At 70.3% G+C, this 23,550-nt stretch carries 2 protein-coding genes; both read left to right on the forward strand.

Annotation, left to right across the window (positions count from 1 at the left end; genetic code table 11):
* Nucleotides 1–162: 162 nt before the first annotated feature.
* Nucleotides 163–8,394, forward strand: a complete 8,232-nt coding sequence (locus tag M4D77_RS14345) for an amino acid adenylation domain-containing protein (protein ID WP_396266586.1) — start codon at nt 163–165, stop codon at nt 8,392–8,394.
* Nucleotides 8,391–23,550 (forward strand): non-ribosomal peptide synthetase (locus M4D77_RS14350; protein ID WP_259936493.1); only part of this gene is annotated, 15,160 nt, incomplete at its 3' end. The genes M4D77_RS14345 and M4D77_RS14350, both read left to right, overlap by 4 nt.

The raw sequence follows: 23,550 nt of genomic DNA on the forward strand, positions 1-23,550 counted from the left end.
GGGGCGTCATCGTCGAGCGACCCAATCGCCGAAACCGACGTCGGACGAGGCATGGATGACACTGTGTCCCACCGAGATGGGACTGGGGGAGACTGGCGCCCGGGGGCACCCCGCGCGCCTCGAGGGGCGGATCTACTGGAGCTGACCGCGGCCCAACGCGCCATGTGGTTTGCCGAGAACCTGGTCGACGACCACTCGGTCACCGTCGCGCACTACCTCGACATCGTCGACGACGGACGCCCGTTCGATCGGGAGCTGTTCCGTCGGGGAGTGCTGGAGGCGGCACGCGACCTGCAGACGGCGTACACGCGTGTGATCGAGGTCGACGGCACGCCTCGGCAATACATCGACTTCTCCGTACCGTTCGACGTGATCGACATCGATCTGCGGACGCACCCGGATCCCGAAGCGGCCGCCGCCGACTGGATGCGCGCCGACCATCAGCGGTCGGTGGACCTGCTGGCCGATCCGGTCGCCGTCGCGGCCTTCATCCGGATCGCCGACGACCGGACGTACTGGTACATGCGCGGTCACCACATCGCGTTCGACGGATACGGCGCACTGATGTGCCTGCACGAAGCGGTGGCGCGCTACAACGAGCACCGCGCGCCGAATCCTGCGGCGGAGGTCGCTGCCGCGGTCCCGCCGCGAACCGGACGCCGACCGGTCCGCCGCGCCAGTATCGCCGAGGTGGTCGCCGACGACGCCGCCTACCGGCAGAGCACGCGGTTCGAGAAAGACCGCGAGTTCTGGCAGGAACGTGCCGCCGGGCTCCCCGAGCGGGTCAGCCTCGCGGCACACCCGGCCACCGCCGGCGTCCGCAACGAGACCGTCGTCTCCGCCGGGCTGCTCGGTCCCGAACTGGATGAGGCGCTGCGTCGGTGCGCCCGGGATCTCGACGCCTCGGTTGCTGCCATCCTCACCGCCGCGTTCGCCGCGTTCCTGGCGCGCATGTCCGGCAGCGACGACATCGTCCTCAGTCTGCCGGTCACCGCGCGGACGACGGCGCGCGTCCGGCACTCGGCCGGGATGGTCTCCAACATGTTGCCGCTGCGTGTGGACGGAATCTCCTCGGCGACGTGCGCCGACGTCGTCGCGGCGGTCAGCGCGGAGATCACCGCGGGTCTGCGCCATCAACGGTATCGATCGGAGGACATCAGGGCGGCAGCCGGTTTCGGTGATGCCCGCGGTACGTCGTTCGGACCGTTGGTCAACCTGTTGCTGTTCGACAAGCCGATTGTCATCGACGGCGCCCGCGTGCGCTATCACATGCTGTCCGCCGGTCTGGTCGAAGACCTGGTGATGAACGTCTTCGCGGCCGGCCCGGAGGCCCCGCTGGAAGTGGGTCTGCACGCGAACCCCACGCTGTACGGGTCGGCGGAACTCGAGGCACATCGCGGTCGCCTGCTCAACGTGCTCACCCAGTTCGTCGCGCACCCGAACCGGCCGGTCACCGACCTCGACCTGCTGATGGCCGGGGAGTCGGCAACCCTGGATCACCTCGGTTCCGGCGGGCCGGCCGTCGGCGTTGTCGGTGAGCACGTGCTGGCCGCCTTCGATCGCCAGGTCGAGTCGACGCCGGACGCGGCCGCGGTGACGTTCGGCGACACCACCCTCACCTACCGCGAATTCGCGCGTGCCTGCGACACATTCGCGGACCGATTCACGAGTCTGGGCGCGCGGCGCGGCGATCGCATCGTCGTGGCACTGGAACGCTCGATCGAGCAGGTGTGCGCGGTGTATGCCGCGATCGGGCTGGGTGCGGCCTACGTGCCCGTCGATCCGGCCGAACCGGACGAGCGGCGACAGGCGATCATCGCCGCGGTCGAACCCGCCCTGGTCGTCGACGCACACTTCATCGCCGGTCTCGACTCCCCGCTTCCCGGTCCGACTGCACGGCCGCATCGGGAGACCCGGGTTCCGGTTGATCTGGCCGCCTACGTCATCTTCACGTCGGGATCGACCGGGACCCCCAAAGGTGTTGAGATCGGTCATCGGGCGATCGAGCAACGCCTCGGGTGGATGCAGCACGGTCACCCGATCGCCGCGGGGGACGGCGTGCTGTACAAGACGCCGGCGACCTTCGACGTGTCGGTCTGGGAGTTGCTGTGGCCGTTGCGCGTCGGGGCGCGGATGGTGATCGCGATGCCCGGCGGACACCGCGATCCCGCGTACCTACGCGACCTCATCGCGCGCTCCGGCGTCACCGTCCTGCATTTCGTACCGTCCATGCTCGATGCCTATCTCGACGTGGTGCTCGGACCGGACCCCGGTGGTTCGACGACTCAGTCCGTCGACGACTTCGGCGGAACCGACACGATGGCGCACGAACGGCTCTCCCTACCCGACCACGTGCGCTGGGTGTTCACGTCGGGCGAGGCGCTGCCGGCCCGGCTCGCCCGGCGCGTACGGTCGACCACCCGTGCCGGACTGGTGAATCTGTACGGGCCGACCGAGGCGGCGATCGACGTGACCGCCCAGCGGGTCACGACGGATGGTCCCGTCGTTCCGATCGGACACCCGGTACCGGGGACCGAGGTGCGGGTCCTCGACAGCCGACTCCGTCCGGTTCCGGTCGGGGTCGCCGGCGAGTTGTATCTGGTGGGGCCGCAGCTGGCATCGTGCTACGTCGGTGCGCCGGGACTGACATCAGGCAGGTTCACGGCCGATCCGCGGGGGGACGTGGGTGCCCGGATGTACCGCACCGGGGATCTGGTCCGATGGACTGCCGACGGTGAACTGGAGTATCTGGGACGAACCGATCAGCAGATCAAGATCCGGGGTCAGCGCGTGGAACCCGGCGAGGTGGAGGCGGTGATCGCCGCGATCCCGGGCGTCGACGCGGTAGCGGTCGTCGCCCGCCGCGATCTCGGGCCCGCACCGGTTCTCGTCGCCTATCGCCGTGCTCGCCGGGATGGGTCCGTGCCCGAATCCCGCGCCGATCATGATGCCGGTGACACCCGGCAACTGCTCGATGCCGACGCTGTGCGTGCGCACTGCCGACGGCGACTCCCCGGACACATGGTTCCGCCGGGGATTGTCTTCCTCGATGCGTTTCCCACCACCCGGTCGGGCAAGCTGGACACACGCGCGCTGCCGGTTCCCGTACTCGGCTCCGCCGCAACGAGTTTCCGGACGCCGCAGACCCCGGTCGAGCGGGCGATCGTGTCGCTGGTGGAGGAGGCGCTGGACCGTGAGGGGGTCAGCGTCTCGGACAATCTCTTCGCTTTGGGTGCGGATTCGTTGCTCGCCGCCCGGATGGTGGCCCGCGCACGTGTCGACCACGGGCTGGGGATCGCCCTGACCGACGTCTTCGACGCGGTCGACCTCGCCGATCTCGCGTCACGCGCCGTGGTCGTCCCGCAGTCCGACCCGTCCGCCGCGACCCGGTCGCAGCCACCGCGTCCGGCGCGAATCCCGCTGTCGCAGGCGCAGACCCGGTTGTGGTTCATCAACCGGATGTCGCCGGCCGAGTCAACCTATAACATGTCGGGCGCGCTGCGCCTGGCGCACGCGCTGGACGCCGATGCCATGAACCGGGCGGTCCGGGACGTCGTGGACCGGCACGAGATCCTGCGCACGGTGTTCCCGGTCGTCGACGGCGAACCCGAGCAGCGAATCCTGGACTCGCGCACGGCTGCCGATCTTCTGGCCGGCGGGACACATGTTGAACTCGTCGCCGGGAGCGCAGCGAGCGGGACACATGTCACTGTCGCCGGGAGCGCAGCGAGCGGGACACATGTGACCGACGCCGGAGACGATGTGGACAAGGCGATCTCCGCCATCACCGACGTCGGCTTCGACCTGGCCGAGGAGATCCCGTTCCGGTACCGCCTGCTGACAGGTCATCCGGATGGCGACATCGTCGTGCTGGTCCTTCATCACATCGCGGCCGACGGGCACTCGCTCCGGCCGCTGCTGCGAGATCTGATGACCGCGTACGACAGTCGGCGCGCGGGTGCGGAGCCGGATCTCGCGCCGTTGCCGATGCAGTACGCCGATGTCGCCGTCGAGCGCGCCGAGACGCTCGGAACGCCGGATGCGCCGTCGTCGGTTCTGGTCGAGGGCCTGGAGTTCTGGCGGGGGGAGTTGCGTGGCGCGCCGGATCTGCTGCAGTTGCCCACCGATCGGCCGCGTCCGCGGGTGATGTCGAGCAGCGGAGCGCATGTGGACACCGTGCTCGGGACGGGCCTGACCGCGGGGATCCGGCAGCTCGCGAGATCGTTGGCGGTCACCCCGTTCGCGGTGTTCCAGTCCGCCCTGGCGATCACCTTGGGTCGGCTGGCCGCCACCGACGACGTGAGTATCGGGACCGCGGTCGCCGGCCGCGACGATCCGGCGCTCGCCGACCTCGTCGGCATGTTCGTCAACACCGTCGTGCTGCGAACGACCCTGCAACCCGGGGACACCGTCGTCGACTTCGTCACCGCCGCGCATCGCCGCTGCGCGCGTGCGATGAGCCGCGCCGACGTCCCGTTCGAACGGGTCGTGGACGCTGTCGCGCCACACCGGTCGCCGTCGCACTCGCCGCTGTTCCAGGTCGCGCTGACGGTTCAACCCGATCAGTTGGCCGAGCTCGCCCGATGGGCCGGGTCCGCGGAGGTCCTCGATGCCCGGGTACCGTCCGCGAAGTACGACGTGACCGTGTCGGTCACCGACCGCACCGACCGTTACGACGTCGAATTCGCCTATGCAACCGACCTTTTCGACGACGCTACGGTGCGCGACATGGCGCGGCGGCTGGAGTTCGTCCTGGAGCAGATGGTGCACGAGCCGTCGCGGAGCATCGGTGCGATCGACCTGCTCCGCCCGGACGAGATGCGTACCCTGGCGGCGCCGGCCTGGGGATCGCGTCCCGAGCAGACCCTCGCAACCCTGCTGACGCGCGGTCTCGCGAGCGCCGACCCCGGCGCCCCTGCCCTGCTCGGGGAGAGCGCGGTCCGCTGGTCCGAGGTGACGACCACGACCAATCAGATCGCCCGCGTCCTGATCGAACGCGGCATCGGCCCAGGCGACGTCGTCGCGGTGAGCATCCCGCGCTCGCCCCGGTCGGTCCTGGCCGTACTGGGCGTGGCCATGAGCGGCGCCGCCTTCGTGATGATCGACTCCCGTCTGCCCGCCGCCCGCCGTTCGGCGATGCTCGCCGACAGCGGTGCGGTTCTGGTCATCACGGCGGATCCCGTCACCACGGACGGCGCCGGGTCCTCGGCGACCCGATCCACGGTCGCGCAGCTGGTTCTCGATGACCTCGAGGTGGATCTGGGCATCGCCGGACGGCCGACGAACCGGGTGGCCGACGCCGAGCGGGTACGGCCGATCGCCCTCGACGACGCGGCCTATCTCCAATTCACCTCCGGGTCCACCGGCCGGCCCAAGGCCGTCACGGTGACCAACGCCGGGTTCGCCGAACTGGTCGGTGAGCAGCAGCATCGCTTGGGCGCGGGCCCGGACTCGCGCATACTCCACGTCGCCGCACCGGGATTCGATGTCGCGGTCTGGGAGATCGTGTTCGCGGTGTGTTCGGGCGCCCAGCTGGCGATCAGCCCACCCGAGGTGTTCGCCGGTCCCGAGCTGGCGACCATCATCGCCCGTCACCGGGTCACCCACACGATCATGACGCCCACCGCGCTCGCCACTCTCGATCCTGCCGCGGTGCCCGAACTCTCGGTCGTGATGGTGGCGGGCGAGGCCTGCCCTCCGGAGTTGGTCGCGAGGTGGCATGCAGCCGGCCGCCCGCTGCTCAATCTCTACGGTCCCAGCGAGACCACCATCTGGGCCACCGCCTCCGCGCCCCTCCGGCCCGCGGAACCGGTCACGATCGGTGGGCCGATCGCCGGAGTCGGCGTCCGGGTCCTCGACGCCTGCCTGCGTCCGGTGCCGGACGGTGTCCTGGGTGAGCTGTACCTGTCGGGACGGGCACTCGGGCGCGGCTACCACGGTCGTCCCGGACTGACGGCGGGCCGGTTCGTCGCCGATCCGTTCGAGACCGGGGGGCGGATGTACCGCACCGGTGACCTCGTCACGCGCACACCGTCCGGCGACATCGTCTACCACGGGCGCAACGACTTCCAGATCAAGATCCGCGGCATGCGGGTCGAACCCGGCGAGGTCGACGGCGTGCTCGCAAGTCATCCCGACGTGGACATCGCGGTCACCGTCGGAACGACGACTCCCGCTGGGGACACGGTGCTGGTGTCGTATGTGACCGCCCCTGCCGACCGGGTCCCCGCACCCGAGCACATCCTCGACCACGCCGCCGCCCGCCTGCCGTCGCACCTCGTACCGCACACCGTGGTGGTGCTCGACGAGTTGCCGATGACCCGGACCGGCAAGGTCGACCGCCGCGCCCTGCCCGCGGTGGAGATCTCGCCCGCACGTGAATATGTCGGCCCCCGCAGCCGGCTCGAGGGCGTCGTGGCCCAGATCTTCGCCGACGTGCTCGGTCTGCGGGAGGTCAGTGTGTACGACGGGTTCTTCGAACTCGGCGGGAGCTCGCTGTCGGCGACCAAGGTCGCCTATCGCGTCGAACAGCATGTCGGACGCCGCGTGCCGATGTCGCTGCTCTTCGAGAACCCGACCGTCGCGGACTTCGTGGCGGCGGTGGCGACGGCAGACCGGGCGGTCTCGGGACGCATGCTGACGCCGCGCGAACGCACTCATGTCGTCGACCTCACGGGAGTGCAACGCGGCCTGTGGTCGATCAATCAGACCGATCCGGCCTCGCCTGCCTACAACGTCGGCCTGACCCTGGAACTCGACGGCCGGCTCGACGTCCCGGCCCTCACGGGCGCGGTGGGTGACCTCGTCGCGCGGCACGAGTCGCTGCGCACCCGTTACCCGCTGCACGACGGCACACCGGTGCAACTCATCATTCCCGCTGCGGATGCGGTGCACGCGTTGCGGATTCCGCTCGTCGATCTCGCCGGTGACCGGCCCGACATGCCCGCCGAGGACAGGTTGGGCGCCGAGGTCGCCGCTGTCGTCGGAGCTGGTTTCGACCTGACCGGCCCCCCGGCGGTCCGCGCGACGATCCTGCGGGTGAGCCCGGACCGGCACGTGCTGGTGTTCGTCGTCCACCACATCAACGCCGACGGTGGGTCGCTCGGCCCGCTGGCCCGCGACCTCGCCGAGTTCTACTCCGCCCGCATCTCGGGGCGAGCCGGATCGAGAAGTGCGGTGGGGCAGCGCGTGCAGTTCGCCGACTATGCGATCTGGCACGCCGAGCGCCTGCAGACCACGCGGCCCGACGGGGAGACGGAACGGCAGCGTCAACTGCGGTACTGGGGGCAGCGTCTGGATCGGGCGGGGGAGCCGGCGACGATCCCGACCGACCGGCCCCGGCCCGTGGAGCCCCGCCATGTGGGCGGAGTCGTCGATCTCGACATCCCGTCGTCGACCGCGACGATGCTCCGTCAGATGGCGCGGGTGGGCAACACGACGCAGTTCGCCGTCCTGCACGCGGCGATCGCGGTCCTGATCGGGCGGTTGTCGGGAAGCGACGACATCGTCATCGGCACACCGTTCGCCGGTCGTGATGATCCCGCCCTGACTGACATGGTGGGGATGCTCGCGACCACGGTGCCCCTGCGTACGCGGCTTCGCCTCGACGAGCCGTTCGCGGAGCTCTTGCGACGGGTGCACACCGATGATTTCGCCGACCTGGGTCACACCGACGTGTCCTTCGACGAGATCGTCGATCATCTCGCCCGGACCGACCGTACGTCGGTCCGCCGCGGACGCCGCAACCCGTTGTTCTCGGTGATGCTCTCGTACCAGAATCTCGAGTTCCCGGACATCGAACTCGACGGGCTGCATGTCCGGCCGCGTCTGCCCGAGTCCTTTCCCGCCAAGGTGGACCTCGAGGTCATGCTCTACCCGGGCGACCCCGACGGCGTCGACCGGAACGGCGCGTTGGGCGGGCAGATCGCCTTCGATACCGATCTCTTCGACCCCGGCACGGTGGCCCTGTTCGCCGAGAGATTCCGAAATCTGTTGGCCGACATCGTGTCACGGCCGGACACTGCGATCGGGGATCTCGCCGTCTGGGCGGAGCAGAACGCGCCGGATGTGCGCGGAACCGATGCCGTTCGGCCGCTGCACGAGCTGGTGTCGGAGGTCGCGGCCGTCGCGCCCGACACGGTCATCGGCGTCGCGGGGGCGCCACAGGTGACCTTTGCCGATCTCGAGGCAACCGCGGTCGCCATGTCGATGTCGATTCCCGACGAAGACCCGGCGGAGGCGTTGACGATCGCCGTGGCGACGCTCCTCGCCGACGCCGACCGGTCCATCGACGAGGTCTTCGAGAGTGTGCGGTCCGCCGCCGATGCCGTGGTGCACGGTCACACGGGCGCCGGATCGGGCGCGGTCCAGCGAAATCGAGTGGAACCCGCGTGACGTCGGACACCTCGATTCCCCGCACCTCGACGGGGCATGCCCAGCCGTCGCTGCGCCGCCCGTCCGCGCTTCGGCTGCTGGCGCTCGCCGCCGCCCATGCGGGCGACGACGAGGCGATGTCCGGGGCGGCCGGCCCGGTGACCTTCCGTGCTCTGCACCGCCGGGTCTCGGCCTCGGCGATCACCCTGGCGGAGCGGGGCGTCGCGCCCGACGCCGCCCTCCGCGCGACGGTGACGGCGCTGATGCCGCGCGCGGGGCTGAGCGGATCGCAACTGGCTACCGCCGCGGCCGGAATCGTCGATGAACTCGACCGGCGGATCACCGAGATCCTGGGCCTCGGTGACCGCGAGTCGCTGCCGGGGCTCTTCCGGATCGCCGCACGACGACGTGCCGACGCCGTCGCTCTCGCCGACCTCGACGGGGCGTCGCTCACCTACCGGGAACTCGACGAGCGCTCCGAACGGATGGCGCACGCCCTCGTCGATCGTGGTGCGGGTCCCGAAACACTCGTGGGGGTCGCGCTCCCGCGCTCGGTGGACCTCATCGTGGCGTTGCTCGCGGTTCTCAAGACCGGTGCCGCCTATCTACCCCTCGACCGGACACATCCGGTCGCGCGCCTGCGCGGGATCGTCGAGGACGCGTCGCCGGTCGCCGTCGTGGCCGACGCCGAGACGGCCGGAGCCTGGGCTGCGATGCCCGCGCCGCTGTGCACGCCGCAGGACCTGTTGGCGCAGTACGACATCGATGCCCGGTCGGTCTCGACCCCACCGCTGCCGGAGCACGTGACCGCCCAGTCGAGCGCCTACGTGATGTACACCTCCGGTTCCACCGGGCGCCCCAAAGGAGTTGTCGTCACCCACGACAACGTGGTGTCGCTGCTCGATGCGCTCGACGCCGTCGTGGAGAGTTCGCCCGACGACGTGTGGTCGATGTTCCACTCCTACGCGTTCGACGTCTCGGTCGGCGAGATCTGGGCCGCACTGCGCGCCGGCGGTCGTCTCCTCGTGCTCGACCACGCGACGACCCGCGCCCCGGACGACGTGGTCGAGGCGTTCGACCGACACGGGGTCACGATCGTCAACTTCACCCCGTCGTCGTTCTATCAGTTCGCGGCGGTCGTCCGCCCACCCCTCGGCCGTCGATTGCCCGACTCCGTTCGGCGCCTGCACTTCTCGGGCGAACTCCTCGACTACGAGCATGTCCGGACATGGCAGACCGACCGGGCGGCCGACGGGTCGGCGACCCGTCCCGGCGCCGATGTCGCGGGCCCGCAACTGAACAACATGTACGGTCCCACCGAGACCACCGTCTACATGACCCGTCGGGAACTGACGCGCGCATTCGTCGACCGGGCAACCGCCTCCGACATCGGGACCCCGCTGCTCGGTTCGCGGGTGTACGTCCTCGACGGTCGGCTCGCCCCCGTGCCCGACGGCGTGCCCGGTGAACTGTACGTCGCGGGCGCCCAGGTCACCCGCGGGTTCCTGAACCGGCACGGTCAGACGTCCACACGGTACGTCGCCGACCCGTTCGGACCGCCGGGCGGTCGGATGTACCGGACCGGCGACGTCGGGATGTCCCGCAACGGGTCCATCGAATTCGTGGGACGACGCGATGGCCAGGTGAAACTCCGCGGCTTCCGGATCGAGCTGGGAGAGGTCGAGTCGGCGATGTCGGCGCTCGACGGCGTCGACGCGGCGGGGGCGGACATCCGTACGCTCGGCGACACCGAGCATCTGGTCGGCTACCTCGTCGCCGCGGGCGGCGCCGCTTCGGCGGCGGATGACGCAGTCGGGCTGTCGGATAGCGAGATCCGCACGCGCCTGGCGACCGCGGTGCCCGAGTACATGGTGCCCACCCGGTTCGTCCGGCTACCCCGACTGCCGCTCACCGTGAACGGCAAGCTCGATCGCGGCGCGCTGCCCGATCCGGGGTCCGGCGATGGCCCGGAGGCCGAGCCGCCCGCCGGCGCGACCGAGGAGGCCCTGGCCGCACTGGTCGCCGAGATCTTGGGCGTGAGCGACGTCGGGGTCACCACGTCGTTGTTCGATCTCGGTGGCAACTCGCTCACCGCTACCCGGGTGGCCGCCCGGGCAGCCGAGCATTTCGGCACGACGGTCTCCGCGCGAGAAGTGTTCGCCGATCCGACGGTCCGGGGTCTGGGAGCGGTCATCGACGGACGCGACCACGACGGAAGCGGGGGAGCTGATCGCCGGGTGCCCCTGCGCCGAGTGGGCCGCGACGGGGTGCTCCCGTTGTCGCCCGCACAGCGTCGAATCTGGTTTCTGGAGACGCTGGATCCGGGCGGGGCCGGGTATCTCATCCCGGCCGTGCTCCGCCTCGATGCCGCATCGGGTTCGGGTCCGGAGGCGGCGGATGACCGGTCCCCGGACCCTGCGGTCGTCGCCGCGGCTCTCGCGGATCTGCTTGCGCGACATGAGGTGTTGCGCACTCGATTCGTATCGGTGGACGGCGTTCCCGAGCAGGTCATCGCGCCCGCGGGAGACCCTCGACACGACGTCCGGGTGACACCCCCGATCGACATGCGCGGCGCCGGCGAGGGCGACGTCACGGCCACCATCGCCGAGATCACCAGTCGTGGTTTCGATCTCGAAGCCGGTGCGCCTGTTCGGGCGCGCCTGATCCGCGTCGCCGACGACGCCGTGATCCTGGTCCTGGTGGTGCACCACATCATCAGCGACGGTGGCTCGGTCGCGCCGATGGTCACCGACTTCGTCACCGCATACGAGGCGCGCGCGGCCGGCCGCGAACCCAGCTGGGCGCCCCTGCCGGTCCAGTACGTCGACTACTCGGTGTGGCAGCACCTTCGGCTCGGGGACGCCGGCGACCCCACGTCTCTCGCAGCACGTCAGCTCGACCACTGGCGAACCCGTCTCGCCGGGGTGCCGGCACTCATCGAGTTGCCGGTGGACCGGCCGCGCACCGCGGTCCGGGACGACTCGGGTGCCGAGCTGTCGGCGACGTTCGACGCCGCCACCTGGAACGCTCTGGGAGACCTCGCCGGTCGGCACGGCGCGACGATGTTCATGGCCGTCCACGCCCTGCTCGCGGTCACTCTTGTCCGGTCCGGCGCCGACGAGGACGTCGTCATCGGGACCCCGGTCGCGGGTCGGGGCGAGCGCGATCTGGACCCATTGATCGGGATGTTCGTTAACACGCTGGCGCTGCGCAGCCGGGTGCGTCGCGCGGCCTCGTTCACCGATCTGCTGGACGACATCCGCGAGATCGACGTGACCGCACTCGATCACGCCGACCTGCCGTTCGAGACTGTCGTCGACGAGGTCGTCGCGGTACGCGACACCGCGCACCCGCCGCTGGTCCAGGTCGCTCTGGCATTCCAGAACGCCGCACGGCCGACCGTCGAGTTGCCGGGGCTCGTCGTCTCCGAGATCGAGGCCCCGGTCACCACCGCGAAGGTCGACCTGCAGATCACGGTCCTCGACGAGCCGGGCCGCAGCCCGGCCGACGACACGCGCGTGATCGTCACCTATGCCACCGCCCTCTTCGACGCCGGCACGGTGGACGCGTTCGTCCGTCGGATGACCGCCATCGCGCGAGCGGTGGTGGACGAGCCGCACACGCCGGTCGGCGACCTGTCCACCGGAGACGATCACTTGGATGCGGTGATCGCGGCACCGGGTCTCGCGTCGGCGAGGTCGACGCTCGCCGACCTGCTGGACGCCGCGATCGCCGTGAATCCCGACGGCATCGCGGTCACCGAGAACGGGCAGCACCTGACGTACACCGAGCTCGACCTCCGTACGCGCCGGCTGGCCGACGTACTCCGTGCGCGTGGCGCCGGGCCGGACGCCGTGATCGCCCTCGCCACACCGAGATCTCTCGAAGGCACGGTCGGGTTCTGGGCGATCGCGCGCACGGGCGCGGCGGTGGCGCCCGTCGACCCCGGCCTGCCCGGGGAGCGCCTGCGCTACATGCTGGACACCGTCGACGCGCGTCTCGGGGTCACCTCGTCCGAGGTCGTCGCCGGGCTGCGACCGGCGGCTGCGGCGGTGGACTGGGTTGTCGCCGAACAGCCCGGCGATCCGGACGAGACCGGAGTCGCGTCCGCCCGACGTCCGCGCCCCGACGAGACGGCCTATGTCATCTTCACGTCCGGCTCGACCGGCCGGCCGAAAGGCGTCGCGGTCACCCACCGCGGGCTTGCCGATCTGATCGCCGATGCCCGTGCGAGATTCGGGCTCACGCCGGCGGCGCGCGTACTCCGCTTCGCGGCACCGGGTTTCGACGCCGCGGTGTTCGAGACGCTGGTCGCGGTGGCGGCCGCGTCGACCATGGTCGTGGTGCCCGGCGGGGTCACGGGCGGCACCGAACTCGCGGCGATCCTGCGGCGGGAGCGTATCACCCACGCGACGATCACCCCGACCGCCCTCGCCACGGTGTCCGAGGCGGTCACCGGATCGGGCGCGGCGACCGGCACCGGGTTCCCCGATCTCGAGGTCATCTCCGTCGCCGGTGACGTCTGTTCGCCGGAACTGGTCCGGGCCTGGTCCGCCGGTCGCTCGATGCACAATCTCTACGGTCCCACCGAGACCACCATCTGGGCGACGTCGTCGGCACCGATGCGGCCCGACTCCGCGGTCACCATCGGTGGTCCGATCGCCGGTGTCACCGCCGCAGTTCTCGATCCCCGCCTGCATCCCGTTCCCGCCGGCGTGGCCGGGGAACTGTATCTGGCGGGTTCCGCCCTCGCCGCCGGCTACGTCGGCCGGACCGCGTTGACCGCCGAGCGCTTCGTCGCGGCACCGTTCGGCGCGCCGGGCGAGCGGATGTACCGGACCGGTGATCTCGTACGATGGCGCCGACGGAGCGGCCGCTGGACGCTGGACTTCCTGGGCCGCAGCGACTTCCAGGTCAAGATCCGGGGTTTCCGGATCGAGCTCGGTGAGATCGACGCCGTTCTCGGCGAGCACCCCGGGGTGGACTTCTCGACGACCGCCGGAATCGAGCACCCGACCTCGGGTGAGACGGTCCTCGTGTCCTGGGTCCATGGTGTCGCCGGCGCTGCGCCCGACACCGCAGACGTCGCGACCCACGCGGCTCGACGGCTCCCCGCCCACATGGTGCCCACCGTGATCGTGCCGATCGACGACATCCCGCTGACGGCCACCGGAAAGCTCGACAGCAGGGCGTTGCCCACACCGCGTTTCGGTGGACACGTCCACGTCCGGCCGTCGACGGCAACCGAGCAGGCGGTCGCTGCGGTCTACGCCGAGGTCCTCGGACTCGATGCCGCGGAGGAGGTGTCGGCCGAGGCGTCGTTCTTCGATCTCGGCGGCACCTCGCTGTCGGCGACCCGGGTGGTGGCCCGCCTGGGTGGCTCGCTCGGTGTGGAGATCGGAGTCCGCGCGCTGTTCGAGACGCCGACGGTCCGGGCGCTGGCCGCCGCCGTCGATGCGGGGGAACACGGTCGCGGTGCCGATCTGCCCGCGCTCGAGGCGATCCGCCGGCCCGACCCGGTACCCGTCTCGTACGCCCAGCGCCGGATGTGGTTCCTCAACCAGTTCGATCCGCACTCTGCCGCCTACGTGATCCCCATCGTGGTCCGTCTGCGCGGGGACCTCGACGTGTCCGCGATGCGGACGGCGATCCTCGACGTCGTCGACCGCCACGAGGTGCTGCGCACGATCTACCCGACGACGACGCCCGACGGCGACACCGGCGCGGAATCCATCGCGGCCGGGTCCGCGTCGGCCGAAACGGGCGCTCGCGCCGTCGGTGTCGAACCCGTGGCGCATGCACCCACCGACTGGGCCGGGCGCATCAAGATCGGGCACACCGTGGTCCCGCCGCGGGCCGTCGCATCATCCGGCGAGGTCGTCGACCAGGAGATCCAGGAACTCGTCACGACCACGTTCGACGTGACGACGGACCTACCGGTGCGGGTGCGCGTCATCACCGCGTCGGCGGATCACCACGTACTCGTCATCGCGCTGCACCACATCGCCGCCGACGGTGAGTCGGCACCGGTGCTGGCGGCCGAGATCGCGCGGGCGTACGCGGCCAGGCGGTCGGGCCGCGCGCCGGACTGGCCGGCCCTGCGCTTCCAGTACGCGGATTACGCGGTGTGGCAACGACATCGGCTCGGTGACCCCGCGGACGCCGACTCCCTGATCGCGCGCCAGTTGCGGTTCTGGGTCGAGCGGTTGACCGGTCTGCCCGACATCCTCCCGCTGCCGATCGATCGCCCGCGCCCCGCCGAAAGCGACGGACGCGCGGCCACGGTGCGGTGGTCGCTGCCCGCGGCCGTCGTGTCGCGACTGCGCCGACGCGCCGCAGCCCGCCGTGCCACCCTGTTCATGGTCGCGCACACGGCCACCGCCGCGGTCCTCGCGCGCCTGACGTCGACGAACCGGATCGCCGTGGCCACGCCCGTCGCAGGACGAGGCCGACGCGAGATCGACCAGCTGATCGGCATGTTCGTCAACACCGTCATCCTGTCGGTCGACGTCGAGCCGCACGTCACCGTCGGCGCGTTGCTCGAGCAGGTCAAGAACGCCGACCTCGCGGCGTTCGACAACGCCGACGTGCCGTTCGAGCGGGTGATCGACGCGGTGAACCCGCAGCGCATCGAGAACGTGGAGCCGCTCGCCCAGGTGCTGCTCGTCCACTCCACGAGCGGCAGACCCGCGTTCGGCACACTGGCCGGTCTCGACACCGAGTTCGTCGAGATCGAGGACACCGCCGCGAAATTCGACCTCACCATCGGTTTCCGCGAAACCGCCGACGGTGGGCTGACCGGCTCGATCGCCTATGCCACTGTGCTGTTCGACCCGGCGACCGCGGAGATGATCTCCGCGGCGTTGTCCGCGACACTCAGCTCGCTCGCCGACGACGCCGACCTGCCGGTCGCCGACGTCCCGATCCTCACCGCAGCTGAAGCTGATGCGCAACAGCAGCTCTCGGTCGGTCCCGCGGTCGTCCTGCCCGCCCTCACGATCCCGGCGGCGATCACGGCCGCCAGCCAGCTGCGGTTGCCGGAGGCAGTCGCGGTGCGTTTCGGGGACCGCACTCTCACCCAGCGCGAGTTCGCGGCGCGGGTGGCCACCCTCGCGCGGGAACTCATCGCGCTCGGGATCGGCCCGGAGGACTGCGTCGCGGTGTGCATGCCGCGGTCGATCGAACTGGTCATCGCGGTCCATGCGGTACTCGCCGCCGGCGGTCAGTACATACCGGTGGCACCCGACGCTCCCTCCGACCGCGTTCGCCACATGGTCGACACCGCGCACGCGAGGATCGCGCTGATCTGCGACGACCGGGCGCCCGCGGCGCAAGTTGTCGCCCGCGCGATCGTTGTGGACGCCGCGAACCCGGTCGACCTCGACACCGTCCCGGTCGCCGCCGACGAACGTCTGTCGATACTGCGCCCCGACCACGCGGCGTACACCATCTTCACGTCGGGGTCCACCGGCCGACCCAAGGGCGTCACGGTGTCCCATCGCGCCGTACTCAACCGATTGCGATGGGGAGTCGACGAATTCGGGATCGGACCGCACGACTCGATCCTCCTGAAGACGCCCTTCACCTTCGACGTGTCGGTGCCCGAACTGCTGACCCCGGCGCTGACCGGCGCCCGGTTGGTCATCGCGCCCGACGACGCCCATCTCGATCCGCATTCGATGGCTCGGCTGATCGACGCCGAGCAGATCACCACGGTGCACTTCGTACCGTCACTGCTCGCCGTCTTCATCGACGAAATCCGGCCCGCTCGCTCCGCTCCCGACGCCGGTGACATTTGGCCCGCTCGCTCCGCTCCCGGCGCCGGTGACATTCGGCCCGCTCGCTCCGCTCCCGGCGCCGGTGACATTCGGCACGATGCGAGTTCGCTCCTGCCGAGCCTGCGACACCTCTACTGTTCCGGTGAGGCCCTGCCACCGGGGACGCTGCGGGCGACGCGCGCCGCACTCCCACACGTACGCGTCTCCAACCTGTTCGGTCCTACCGAAGCCGCCGTCGAGGTCGCCGTCGCGACTCCAGACCCCGGCGCCGACGTGGTGCCCATCGGGCGGCCGGTGTGGAACACCCAGACGTTCGTCTTCGACGCACGGTTACGTCCCGTGCCGGCGGGCGTCACCGGCGAGTTGTATCTGGGAGGCGTCCAGCTCGCCCGCGGATATGCGGCGCGGCCGGACCTCACCGCCGAACGCTTCGTCGCCGATCCCGCAGGCGGCGGCCGACGCCTGTACCGCACCGGCGACCTCGTCCGGCGTAACCGTGCGGGCGACCTGGAGTATCTGGGACGCAGGGACTTCCAGGTCAAACTCCGCGGACAGCGAATCGAACTCGGTGAGATCGAGGCGGTCCTGTCCGGCATCGACGGCGTACGCCAGGCCGTGGTCACCGTCGCGAGCGCCCCGGGCGGTTCGGACCACCTGGTGGGATATCTCATCGGACCCGGCGGCGGTGGACCGGACGGGGACGAGTTCATCGCACGCGCGCGGGAGGCGGTGACCGCGTCGTTGCCGGTGTACATGCGGCCGACACTGTGGGTGCCGCTGACCGAAGCGCCGCTCGGCAGCACCGGCAAACTGGACCGGAAATCGCTGCCGGCGCCGCGCTTCGACCCGTTGTCGGAAGCCGTCCACGCCGACGCCGCACCCGCCGACGACGCGGAACGGACCGTCGCCGCACCCGCCGACGACGCGGAACGGACCGTCGCCGCAATCGTTGCATCACTCCTCGGGGTCGAGGACGTCCCGGTGACCCGGTCGTTCTTCGAACTCGGCGGGGACTCCATCGCATCCATCCGCCTCACGTCGATGCTGCGCGCCGCGGGGCTCCATCTGACCCCGCGCGATGTGTTCGCGGCGTCGACCATCCGTGAGCTGGCCCGTCGTGCACAGACGGAGGCGATCCGGAAACTCGACGAAATACCGGGCGGGGCAGTCGGTCCGGTTGGGATGACCCCGGGCCTGGCGTGGATGCTCGACCTCGCCGACGACCCGGACGATCTCGCGGACTTCTCGCAGAGCACGGTGCTCGCGCTGCCGGTCGAGGCGGACGAGGCCGCCGTCCGCGCGGTGGTGACCGCGGTCGTCGCGGCCCATCCGATGCTGACGGCATCGCTGCGGACCGACTCCGTCGGGGGTCCGGTCGTCGTGGCGGGCGACGGCGACCCGGGTGACATCACGGTCGAGATCCTCGACCGCTCGGACATCTCGACATCGAGCCGGCCATCGACGCCGGCGCGCTCCGTCGACAGCGCCATCCGGGCAGCCCATGCGCGCGCCCTCGCGACCTTGTCGCCGGCCGACGGACGACTGGTCGCGGCGATCGGCGTCCGCTTCGCCGACGGCACCGGCCGACTCGTCGTCGCCGCCCATCATCTCGGCGTCGACGCCGTGTCGTGGCCGACCATCGTGGCGGGTCTGGGACGCGCGTGGTGGCAGTACCGCAACGGGGAGACGCCGGGCCTCGCGGCCTCGGGTACCTCGTTCCGGCGCTGGTCGGGTGTGCTGGCGGGACTCGCCGATCGCGCAGAGGAGATCGAGTGGTGGTCGCGCCAGCTGCCGCCGACCCCGGCGGAGTGGGAGACCGACCGGGCCCGGGACCGTCTCGCGACCACGATCTCGGTGTCCCGCACCGTCGGAGCCGTTCTGGCAGAGCGGGTCTTGGGCACGGTCACCGAGACGTTCGGTGCGCGCCCGGACACCGTGGTGGCCGCGGCCGTGGCATTCGCGCTGCGGGATCCGGTCACGGCGTCCGGTCCGGTGTCGATGGTGATCGAGAACCACGGCCGCGAAGAGGGCATCGCACCCGGCGCCGACCTGACCGAGACGGTCGGATGGTTCACCTCGTTCGTACCCGTGAGCGTCGACGTCCCCGGGCCGGTGGAGGCGACCGCCCCGGCAGCACGAGGTGAGGCCGCCGCGGAGGCCACCCCCGGTCATCGTCTGGCGACGATGGTCAAGGCGCTCAAGGACACTCAGTCGCGAATGCCGGACAACGGCATCGCGTTCGGGCCGCTGCGATGGCTGCGTCCCGGCTCGCCGCTGCGAAACCGGCCCCTCCCGCCGATCACGGTCAATTACCTGGGTCTGCTAGGGGGCGGAGACATCGACGACACCGATTCGACGGCAACGGATTTCGTGCCGATCGGTGACGCGCCGCCGCTTCCGCCGTCGGTTCGGGGAGACATGATCGCGTTGGCGGCGCTGACCGTGACGGCCGCCTCGGTGGCGACCGCGGGTGGTCGGGAGTTGCGAGTGGACCTCACGGCACCCGAGGGGTTGTTCGACGAGCCCGCGCTGGGCGGGATCGCCGATCGCTGGGAATCTGCACTGTCCTCGCTCGCCGCGTATGTGGATGCCGTGGGCGACCCGGGTCCGAGCGAGACCGACGTGATCGGCGGGCTCGACCAGACGGACATCGACCACGTGCTCGCCACCCGGACACGCGCAGCACGGACGCGCGGTCGCTACGCGATCTGGCCGCCGACGCCGCTCCAACAGGGGCTCTTCTACGAAGCCCAGCGGCTGGTCGGCGTCGATCCCTATGTGACCCAGTCGGTCATCGAGTTCGACGGAGCTCACCCCGCCGACATGCTCCTGCCGGCCGTCCGTGAGCTGTTGACCAGGCAACGTGTACTGCGCTCGGGGTTCACCCGCACGCCGTCGGGTCGACTGGTCGTGGTGGTACCCCCGGCCGATCATCCCGCGGTGACCGAGCCCGACTTCCGCGGCGTGGACCTCACCGGTCTGAGCATGGCCGACGCGGCCTCGCGGATCGTGCAGATCGCCGACGAGGACCTACGACGCCCGTTTGTCCTGGACGACCCGCCGCTCATCCGGTTCTCCGCGGTGTCCCACGACACGGTGACGGGCCCCGCGTGCACACTGGTCATCACCGCACACCACATCATCCTGGACGGATGGTCGGGGCCGATTCTCGTCGCCGACCTCCTCGCGGCCCACCTCGGACGCCCGGCGATCACGCCGGCACGTGACTTCGAGTCCTACCTCGATTGGCTCGACCGACGCGACGCCGCGACCGCGATCACCGCCTGGCGCGAGCATCTCGCCGACATCGTTCCGACGCTGGTCCGTCCACAGGTGCACCCCGGTGCCGACCGCGAGCCCCGGCGGCACGAGGTGACGGCGCGGGTGTCCGCGACCACCCGGGCCGCCCTCGAACGGACGGTGCGGACGCTGGGCACGACGACGAGCACCGTGCTGAATGCGGCATGGTCGATCGTGTTGTCCCGCTTCACCGGCGAGCAACGAGTCGTCTTCGGTGAGACGGTGTCGGGGCGGCCCGCCGACCTCGACGGTGCCGACGGCATGATCGGCCTGTTCATCAACACCGTGCCGGTCGTTGCCGACGTCGCACCGGGTCGATCGCCGGCCGCTCTCATCGGTGAACTGCACCATGCCCGCGCCCGCATGCTCGACCACCAGTTCGTCGGACTCGGCGACATCACCGCGGCGACCGGCCACCCGCGCCTGTTCGACACCCTCGTGGTCTTCGAGTCGTATCCGGTCGACGTGGACACGGTCGTGGCGGGGTCGCGGACCTCGGGTCTCGAGATCCGCGACGTGAGCACGTCCGACGCCACGCACTATCCGCTCGCGCTCATCGCCGCACCGGAGGGCGACGACCTCTGCCTCACGGTCAAGACGGATCTGTCCGTCGTCGGCGAGGGTGTCGCCGAGACGGTCGCCGCCATGCTGACCGACCTGCTCGACGCGGTGATCGACGACCCGTCCCTGCCGGTGGCCGCGCTCGACCCGATGCCGACTGCCCTGCGCCCGACGGTCGAGGGTTGGTCGCGTGGTGTGGAGGTGGGGTTGGGGTGGTCGGGTCGTTCGGTGGGGTCGGTGGTTGCTGAGCGGGTGGGGTTGTCGGTGGGTTCGGTGGCGGTGCGGGTGGGTGGTCGGGTGGTGTCGTATGGGGAGTTCGGTGGGTTGGTGGGGGGTGTTGCGCGGGAGTTGTCGGGGTTGGGTGTGGGTGTGGATTCGGCTGTGGGTGTGGTGATGTCGCGGTCGTTGGAGTTGTTGGTGGCGGTGCATGCGGTGGTGGCTGTGGGTGGTCGGTATGTGCCGGTGGAGGTGGATGCGCCTGCGGAGCGGGTGGGGTTCATGTTGTCGACGGCGGGTGTGGGTGTGGTGTTGGTGCGGGCGGGGGATGTGGGTGGGGGGAGTGTTGTTTCGGGGGTTGGGGGTGTGCGGCGTGTTGTGGTGGATTGTGGTGAGGGGGTGGGTGTTTCGGTTGATGGTGTGGTGGTTGGTGAGGGGTTGGGTGTGGGTTTGTTGGGTGAGGTGGTGTCGGGTGTGGGGGAGGTGCCGGGTGGTGCGGGTGTGTACACGTTGTTCACGTCTGGGTCGACGGGTCGGCCGAAGGGTGTGACGGTGTCGCAGGCTGCGGTGGTGAATCGGTTGGGGTGGATGCAGTCGTTGTTCGGGTTGCAGGGGCGGGATGTGGTGTTGTGGAAGACGCCGGTGTCGTTTGATGTGTCGGTGTGGGAGTTGTTCTGGCCGTTGATGGTTGGTGCTTCGGTGGTGGTGGCGGAGCCGGGTGGTCATCGGGATCCGTGGTATGTGGCGTCGGTGGTGGAGCGGTTCGGGGTGTCGGTGTGTCATTTTGTGCCGTCGATGTTGTCGGTGTTTGTGGATGCTCTCGGGGAGTCGGTGCCGCAGGAGTCGGTGCTGCAGGGTTCGGGGTTGGGGTCGTTGCGTCAGGTGTTTTGTTCGGGTGAGGCGTTGGGTGTGGGTGCGGTGGAGGGGTTGCGGGGGTTGGTGCCGGGGGTGCGGGTGGTGAATTTGTATGGGCCGACTGAGGCGGCGGTGGATGTGACGTCGTATGTGGTGTCGGGTGGTGAGGTGGTGGTGCCGATTGGTCGGGCGGTGCCGAATGTGTCGGTGTGGGTGTTGGATTCGCGGTTGCGTCCGGTGCCGGTGGGTGTGGTGGGTGAGTTGTATCTGGGTGGTGTGCAGGTGGCGCGGGGGTATGCGTCGCGGGCGGGGTTGACTGCGGAGCGGTTTGTGGCGGATCCGTTTGGTGGGGTGGGTGTGCGGTTGTATCGGACGGGTGATCGGGTGCGGTGGAGTGGTGTGGGTGAGTTGGAGTATGTGGGTCGTGTTGATTTTCAGGTGAAGTTGCGGGGGCAGCGGATCGAGTTGGGGGAGATCGAAACCGTCCTCGCGAGCGCCGACGACGTGGTCTCGGCAGTCGCGGTGGTGCACGACGACCGGTTGGTCGCGTACGTCACCGGACCCGACGAGTCGGCGGTGTCGCGGCTACGAGACCATGCCGCCCGCAGGCTCGCGTCGTACATGGTTCCCGACACCGTCATGGTGCTCGACGCGTTGCCGCTGAACACCGCGGGCAAGGTCGACCGAAAAGCCCTGCCCGCACCGGATCTCTTCTCCACTCGACGGGTGGAACCGGACACGGACACCGAGCGCGCGATCGCCGGCATGGTCGTCGAGGTGCTCGGCCGTGGTGGGGACGCCACGGCGATCTCGGTGACGGACAGCTTCTTCGAGATCGGCGGACATTCACTGTCGGCCACTCGGGTGGCGGCGCGGGTCGCTCACGTGTTCGGTGTGCCGTTCGGCGTTCGTGAACTCTTCGATGCACCGAGCGTGCGCGCGATGGCTGCTCTCGTCGACGCGACCCGTCGCACCGACAGCGGTTCACCCGCCGGGACAGCAGACCTCGGTTCGATCCCGCGTCCTGCCCGCCTCCCGTTGTCGCCGGCGCAGCAACGCATGTGGTTCATCAACCAGTTCGATCCCGGGTCATCGGCCTACAACATCCCGTTCGCCCTACGGGTGCGTGGTCGTCTCGACGTCGTCGCCTTGCGCGCGGCACTCGCCGATGTGATCGACCGGCACGAGGTGCTGAGGACGCGTTACCCACAGGGCCCGGATGGCCGACCGTGGCAGGACATCGCAGCGGCTGACGACGTCACCGTCGATCAGTGGTGGCGGACCGCCGGGGTGGAGACGCTGTCCGCGGAACCGTTCGACGTCACCCGCGACCTCCCGATCCGTGCGGGCATCCTCCGAGCCAACGACCACGGTGCCGACGACCGCGGTGCCGACGACCGCGGTGCCGACGACCGCGGTGCACACGACCACGTGCTGGTCGTCGTGCTGCACCACATCGCCGCCGACGGCGAGTCACTGGCGCCCCTGGTCGACGATCTCCTGCACGCGTACCGGTCCCGCGTCGAGGGTCGCGCGCCTGTCCGTCCTCCGCTCTCGGTGCACTACGCGGACGTCGCGCTCTGGCAGGAGCGCGCCCTGGGCTCGATCGACGATCCGGACTCCGAACTCGGCAGGCAGTCGCGCTGGTGGCGCGATCACCTCGCCGGCCTGCCCGAGGTCCTCGAGTTGCCCACCGACCGACCCCGGCCGCCGGTGGCGTCCCTCCGCGGTGCGGCGGTGGACCTCGACCTGCCCGAGGGTCTCGCACCCCGCATCGAGTCGTTCGCCCGCGCCCACGGCGTGACCGTGTTCATGGTCGTGCACGCGTCGGTCGCGGTGGTGCTGTCCCGGTTGTCGGGGACGTCGGACATCGCGGTCGGTTCACCGGTGGCCGGCCGTGGCCGTGCCGAACTCGACGCCCTGATCGGCATGTTCGTCAACACTCTGGTCCTACGCACGGAGGTCGACGCATCGGCCACCTTCGAGGAACTGGTCCGGTTGGTGCGCGACACCGACCTCGATGCGTTCGCCGCTGCCGACGTGCCGTTCGAGTACCTCGTCGATGCCCTCGCCCCGGCGCGTAGCGAGGCGTTCGCGCCGCTGACCCAGGTGCTGTTGACCCTCGAACAGACCTCGGTGGGGGAGTTGTCCGCGCCGGGCCTGACGATCACGCCCGTCGAGGCCGGTGCGCCCGCTGCCCGGTTCGACCTCATGATCGGGATGTCCGCCGATCGGGACGACGCCGGTGCCCTCGCCGGCCTGGCCGGCCGGATCGTGTACGCCACCGACCTCTTCGACGAGCCTACGGTGCGACGCATCGGTGCGCGGATCGTCGACGTCCTCGACGCGGGCCTCGCCGATCCCGACGTGATCGTCGGCGACATCGACCTCGTCGACGCCACCGAGCGCGCCGCCATCGAGGGTTGGTCGCGTGGTGTGGAGGTGGGGTTGGGGTGGTCGGGTCGTT

The sequence above is a fragment of the Gordonia sp. p3-SID1431 genome (assembly GCF_025143765.1).
Taxonomy (GTDB): Bacteria; Actinomycetota; Actinomycetes; order Mycobacteriales; family Mycobacteriaceae; genus Gordonia; species Gordonia hongkongensis.